Source organism: Citrobacter sp. Cpo091, from assembly GCF_030332645.1.
GTDB classification, from domain to species: Bacteria; Pseudomonadota; Gammaproteobacteria; order Enterobacterales; family Enterobacteriaceae; genus Citrobacter; species Citrobacter portucalensis.
Genome location: NZ_JAOWHL010000026.1, coordinates 83236 through 89721 on the forward strand (window position 1 = coordinate 83236; position 6486 = coordinate 89721).

Genomic DNA, 6486 nt, shown 5'->3' on the forward strand with positions numbered 1-6486 from the left:
TGTGACTCCTTAAGCCGTTTTCAGGCTGCCAACCGGGCGGGCAGGCTCAACCTGGGGATAATACGGTTCGTTATGGCGCGCCTTATCACGCAGACCAGCCGGAACTTCATACAGCGCTCCGAGGTGTTGATACTGCTGGGCCATATCGAGATACTTCGCGCTGCCGAGCGTATCCAGCCAGCGGAACGCGCCGCCGTGGAACGGAGGGAAGCCCAGGCCATACACCAGCGCCATGTCGGCTTCTGCCGGGCTGGCGATAATGCCTTCTTCCAGACAACGCACCACTTCGTTGACCATTGGGATCATCATGCGAGCGATAATCTCTTCATCACTGAAGTCGCGTTTCGGCTGGCTGACTTCTGCCAGCAGATCGTCAACGGTGGCATCCTCTTCTTTCTTCGGCTTGCCCTTGTTGTCTTCTTTATAACGCCAGAATCCAAGACCGTTTTTCTGTCCGAAACGGTTCGCATCAAACAGGGCGTCTATCGCGTCGCGATAATCTTTCTGCATACGCTGAGGGAAGCCTGCGGACATCACTGCCTGCGCGTGATGTGCGGTATCAATTCCCACCACGTCCAGCAGATAAGCCGGGCCCATCGGCCAGCCAAACTGTTTTTCCATGACTTTGTCGACTTTGCGGAAATCCGCCCCATCGCGCAGCAGCTGGCTGAAACCGGCAAAATACGGGAACAGCACGCGGTTCACGAAGAAACCGGGGCAGTCGTTGACCACAATTGGGGTTTTGCCCATCTGGCTTGCCCAGGCGACAACTTTGGCGATGGTTTCATCCGAGCTTTTCTCGCCGCGAATAATCTCAACCAGTGGCATGCGGTGTACTGGGTTAAAGAAGTGCATCCCACAGAAGTTTTCCGGGCGCTTGAGCGCGCTGGCCAGCTCGTTGATTGGGATGGTGGAGGTATTTGAAGCCAGTACGGTGTCCGGGCGTACCTGATCTTCGGTTTCTGCCAGTACCGCTTTTTTCACTTTCGGGTTTTCCACGACAGCTTCAACCACCACGTCCACACGCTCAAAACCGCTATAGTTGAGGGTTGGATGAATAGTGGAAATCACGCCCGCCATTTTCAGACCGTCAATTTTGCCGCGCTCAAGCTGTTTGTTCAGCAGCTTGGCCGCTTCGGTCATGCCCAGCGTTAATGATTTGTCGTTGATATCTTTCATGACAACCGGCACGCCTTTCCTGGCTGACTGGTAAGCGATGCCGCCGCCCATAATGCCCGCGCCCAGCACCGCAGCTTGCTTCGGTGCTTCAATATTTTTGGTGAGTTTTTTGGCTTTGGCTTTGACGAACTGATCGTTAAGGAAGATCCCAACCAGCGCGCGAGCTTCACTGGTGTGCGCCAGTGGAACAAAGCTTTTATTTTCCAGATTCAGCGCTTCTTCACGGCCAAAACGGGCCGCTGCTTCAATGGTTTTTACCGCGGTAATCGGCGCGGGATAATGCTTCCCTGCCGTCTGTGCCACCATGCCTTTAGCGATGGTAAAGCTCATAGCCGCTTCAATTTTGCTGAGTTTCAACGGCTCCAGCTTCGGCCGGCGTTTGGCCTTCCAGTCGAGGTCGCCGTTGAGCGCCTGACGTAATACCGCGATCGCGCCATCAAGCAGTTTGTCTTGCTTCACTACGCCATCGACCAGGCCGATTTTTAGCGCCTGCTCAGCACCAACATCCTTACCTGCCGCAATAATTTCCAGCGCGCTGTCCGCACCCAGCATACGTGGCATACGCACGGAACCGCCAAAGCCCGGCATAATGCCCAGCTTGGTTTCCGGCAGGCCAATGCGCAGGTCCGGCGTTGCCAGACGATAATCGGTTGCCAGAACACACTCGCAGCCGCCACCCAGCGCGTAGCCGTTTACCGCTGAGAGGGTCGGAACAGGCAGATCTTCGAGGCGATTAAAGACGCTGTTGGCAAAATGCAGCCACTGGCTCAGTTGTTCTTCAGGCACGAGGAACAGTGAAAGGAATTCGGTGATATCGGCACCAACAATAAAGGCTGCTTTGTTAGAACGCAGTAGCAGCCCTTTTAAATTCGGTTGTTTTTCCAGCACATCAAGCGCATGGCCCAGGCTGGCAACGGTGGCCGTGTCGAGTTTATTGACCGAACCAGGGGCATCGAACACCAGTTCGGCGATGCCATCTTCCAGCCAGTCGAGGTACAGGGTGTCGCCTTTGTAAAGCATGTCAGTCTCCTGAATCCGCAAGGTGATCTGGTCATACCAGATGAATCGAAGTGTGTGTTTTATGTTAATAAAATGCAAATGAATGATTAAAGAAATGACGATTCGATCACGCTCGGCAGAAATCACGCACTCACAAAGCGATGTGCTAAGATGCGGAGACTTGAGGTCAAAAAACAGAAGGGTAGAAAATGGAATCGCTGGCCGCACTCTATAAAAATCATATCGTTACCTTACAGGAACGGACGCGCGACGCGCTGGATCGCTTCAAACTGGATGCGTTACTTATTCACTCTGGCGAACTTGTTAACGTCTTTCTCGACGATCATCCATATCCGTTTAAGGTCAATCCACAATTTAAAGCCTGGGTGCCTGTAACACAGGTTCCTAACTGCTGGTTGCTGGTGGATGGCGTAAACAAGCCGAAACTGTGGTTCTACCTGCCGGTCGATTACTGGCACAACGTTGAGCCGCTACCAACCTCTTTCTGGACGGAAGAAATCGAGATCATCGCGCTGCCGAAAGCGGATGGTATCGGTAGCCAACTGCCTGCTGCTCGAGGCAATATCGGTTACATCGGCCCGGTTCCGGAACGTGCGCTGCAACTGGACATCGCGGCCAGCAACATCAACCCGAAAGGGGTGATCGACTACCTGCATTATTACCGCGCCTATAAAACGGAATACGAACTGGCCTGTATGCGCGAAGCGCAGAAAATGGCGGTAAATGGACACCGTGCAGCAGAAGAAGCGTTCCGTTCCGGAATGAGCGAGTTTGACATCAACCTCGCTTACCTGACTGCCACCGGTCACCGCGACACCGACGTGCCATACAGCAACATCGTGGCGCTTAACGAGCATGCTTCGGTTCTTCATTACACCAAGCTGGATCATCAGGCACCGTCTGAAATCCGCAGTTTCCTGCTCGACGCTGGTGCGGAATACAACGGCTATGCGGCAGACCTGACGCGTACCTGGTCGGCGAAAAACGACAGCGACTATGCGCATCTGGTGAAAGACGTTAACGACGAAGAGCTGGCGCTGATTGCCACCATGAAAGCAGGCACCAGCTACGTGGATTATCACATTCAGTTCCATCAGCGTATCGCGAAGCTGCTGCGTAAGCATCAAATCATCACCGGTATGAGTGAAGAAGCGATGGTGGAAAACGATCTTACCGGGCCGTTTATGCCGCACGGTATTGGTCACCCGCTGGGTCTGCAGGTACATGATGTCGCAGGCTTTATGCAGGATGACAGCGGTACTCATCTGGCCGCGCCGTCGAAGTATCCTTACCTGCGTTGCACCCGCGTACTGCAACCAGGCATGGTTCTGACCATCGAACCGGGCATTTACTTCATTGAATCTCTGTTGGCACCGTGGCGTGAAGGACAGTTCAGCAAGCACTTCAACTGGCAGAAAATTGAAGCACTGAAACCGTTCGGCGGTATTCGTATTGAAGACAACGTGGTGGTCCACGAAAACAATATCGAAAACATGACGCGGGATTTGAAACTGGCGTAATGGACAGTTGGTTAATCCCTGCGGCGCCGGTTAGCGTCGTCGAAGAGATCAAAAAAAGCCGCTTCATTACGCTGCTCGCCCATACGGACGGCGTAGAAGCGGCAAAGGCGTTTGTTGAGTCAGTCAAAGCGGAACACCCGGACGCCCGCCACCATTGTGTGGCGTGGGTGGCGGGTGCGCCCAATGACTCGCAGCAGCTAGGGTTTTCAGACGATGGCGAACCGGCGGGTACGGCAGGTAAACCGATGCTCGCGCAGCTGATGGGGAGCGGTGTCGGCGAGATTACCGCTGTAGTCGTGCGCTACTACGGCGGTATCCTTCTCGGTACTGGAGGGTTGGTAAAAGCCTACGGTGGTGGTGTGAATCAGGCGTTGCGCCAGTTAACGACACAGCGCAAGACGCCATTAACCGAATATACTTTGCAGTGTGAGTACGGTCAGCTGGCAGGCATTGAAGCCTTGCTGGGGCAGTTTGACGGTAAAGTCGTTGCCAGTGATTACCAGGCTTTTGTTCGGCTCAGGGTGGCGCTTCCTTTTGCCAAAGTGGATGAGTTTTCGGCAAAACTGGCGGATTTTAGTCGTGGTTCATTGCAATTGTTAGCGATTGAAGAATAATCCCCACCTCATTTTAAAGAACTAAGGAAGCGGCAGAGATGCATTTTCGCGCCATCACCCGAATCGTTGGACTACTGGTCATCTTATTCTCGGGGACAATGATTATCCCCGGACTGGTAGCGCTCATCTACCGCGATGGGGCAGGGCGTGCATTCACCCAAACTTTCTTCGTTGCTCTGGCGATCGGCTCCATGCTGTGGTGGCCAAACCGTAAAGAGAAGGGCGAGCTGAAATCGCGTGAAGGATTTCTGATTGTCGTTTTGTTCTGGACCGTTCTGGGCAGCGTAGGGGCGCTACCGTTCATCTTTGCGGAAAGCCCTAATCTAACGATAACCGACGCTTTTTTTGAATCCTTTTCCGGATTAACCACTACAGGTGCGACGACGCTGGTGGGGCTGGATTCATTGCCACACGCGATTCTCTTTTATCGCCAGATGCTGCAATGGTTCGGCGGGATGGGGATCATCGTGCTGGCGGTGGCTATCCTGCCTATTCTTGGCGTTGGTGGGATGCAGCTCTATCGTGCAGAAATGCCGGGGCCGCTGAAAGATAATAAAATGCGCCCGCGTATTGCCGAAACGGCGAAAACGCTGTGGCTAATCTATGTATTACTGACGGTGGCGTGCGCGCTGGCGCTATGGTTTGCCGGGATGCCCGCGTTTGACGCCATTGGGCACAGTTTTGCCACAATCGCCATCGGTGGTTTTTCCACACACGATGCCAGCGTGGGGTATTTCGACAGTCCCACGATTAACACCATCATTGCTATCTTCTTGCTGATCTCCGGTTGTAACTATGGTCTGCACTTCTCTTTATTAAGTGGGCGTAGTCTGAAGGTCTACTGGCGGGATCCGGAATTCCGCATGTTTATCGGCGTGCAGCTGACGCTGGTGGCAGTCTGTACGCTGGTGCTATGGATACACAATACCTATGGCTCGGCGCTCACGACGATCAACCAGGCCTTTTTCCAGGTGGTATCGATGGCGACGACCGCCGGATTTACCACGGACAGTATTGCCCGCTGGCCGCTGTTTCTGCCAGTGCTGTTGCTGTGTTCTGCTTTTATCGGCGGCTGTGCCGGGTCGACGGGCGGTGGCTTGAAGGTGATTCGTATCCTGCTGCTGTTTAAGCAGGGTAACCGCGAATTGAAACGACTGGTCCATCCGAATGCGGTTTACAGTATCAAACTGGGTAACCGTGCGTTGCCGGAGCGAATTCTTGAAGCCGTATGGGGATTCTTCTCTGCCTATGCGCTGGTCTTTATTATCAGTATGCTGGCGATTATTGCGACCGGTGTTGATGACTTCTCCGCGTTTGCCTCCGTAGTGGCAACGTTGAATAACCTGGGACCAGGACTGGGGGTTGTCGCTGACAACTTTGCCAGTATGAACCCTGTGGCGAAGTGGATCCTGATTGCCAATATGCTGTTTGGTCGTCTGGAGGTCTTTACTCTGCTGGTGCTCTTTACCCCTACCTTCTGGCGTGAATAATGGAGTAACACGTGAAAACACTGATTCTTTTTTCTTCCCGGGACGGACAAACGCGTGAAATCGCTGAATATCTGGCTTCTGAACTCAAAGAGCTGGGCGTTTGGGCAGATGTTGTTAATTTGCATCGTACCGCGGAGCCGGACTGGCAAAATTATGACAGCGTGGTAATTGGCGCCTCGATTCGCTACGGTCATTACCATGCTGCTTTTCAGGAGTTTGTGAAAAAGCATGCCACACGGCTGAATTCGATGCCGAGCGCGTTCTACTCCGTAAACCTGGTTGCCCGTAAACCGGAGAAACGTACGCCGCAAACCAACAGCTATGCGCGTAAGTTCCTGATGAGTTCGCCGTGGCGACCAGACCACAGTGCAGTTATTGCGGGTGCTTTGCTGTATCCACGCTATCGCTGGTATGACCGCGTTATGATCCAACTGATAATGAAGATGTCAGGTGGTGAAACGGATACGAATAAAGAAGTGGTGTATACCGATTGGGAACAGGTTGCGAGATTCGCGCGGGAAATAGCCCAATTAACCAACAAAGCGTTGTTAAAATAAGCGCAAAGAATAAAAAATACGCACTCGGAAGATTATTTTAAATTTCCCCTTGTCAGCCTGAAATAACTCCCTATAATGCGCCTCCACTGACACGGAACAACGGATT

Annotated in this window: 5 protein-coding genes; 4 read left to right on the top strand and 1 reads right to left on the bottom strand. The window is 53.1% G+C overall.

Annotated elements, in window-relative coordinates; translation table 11 throughout:
* Positions 1–9: 9 nt before the first annotated feature.
* The gene (fadB, locus tag OGY04_RS02145) at positions 10–2199 is read right to left on the bottom strand and encodes a fatty acid oxidation complex subunit alpha FadB (RefSeq protein WP_286584684.1); all 2190 of its coding nucleotides are present in this window, start codon (positions 2197–2199) and stop codon (positions 10–12) included.
* A gap of 188 nt (positions 2200–2387) precedes the next feature.
* Here fadB and pepQ point away from each other — a divergent pair, with 188 nt between their 5' ends.
* From pepQ to hemG, 4 genes are read left to right on the top strand one after another with little or no spacing between them, the layout of a single operon-like run.
* Entirely contained in the window at positions 2388–3719 is a 1332-nt protein-coding gene (gene pepQ, locus OGY04_RS02150; RefSeq protein ID WP_286584686.1) for a Xaa-Pro dipeptidase, read from the top strand.
* On the top strand, positions 3719–4333 hold the full coding sequence (locus OGY04_RS02155; protein WP_003017851.1) for an IMPACT family protein: 615 nt from the start codon (positions 3719–3721) through the stop codon (positions 4331–4333). Before pepQ ends, OGY04_RS02155 begins: the two co-directional genes overlap by 1 nt.
* Positions 4334–4371: 38 nt before the next feature.
* On the top strand, positions 4372–5823 hold the full coding sequence (gene trkH / locus OGY04_RS02160) for a Trk system potassium transporter TrkH (protein WP_003017848.1): 1452 nt from the start codon (positions 4372–4374) through the stop codon (positions 5821–5823).
* Positions 5824–5834: 11 nt separating this feature from the next.
* On the top strand, positions 5835–6380 hold the full coding sequence (hemG, locus tag OGY04_RS02165; protein ID WP_032945724.1) for a menaquinone-dependent protoporphyrinogen IX dehydrogenase: 546 nt from the start codon (positions 5835–5837) through the stop codon (positions 6378–6380).
* The last annotated feature ends 106 nt before the right edge of the window (positions 6381–6486 follow it).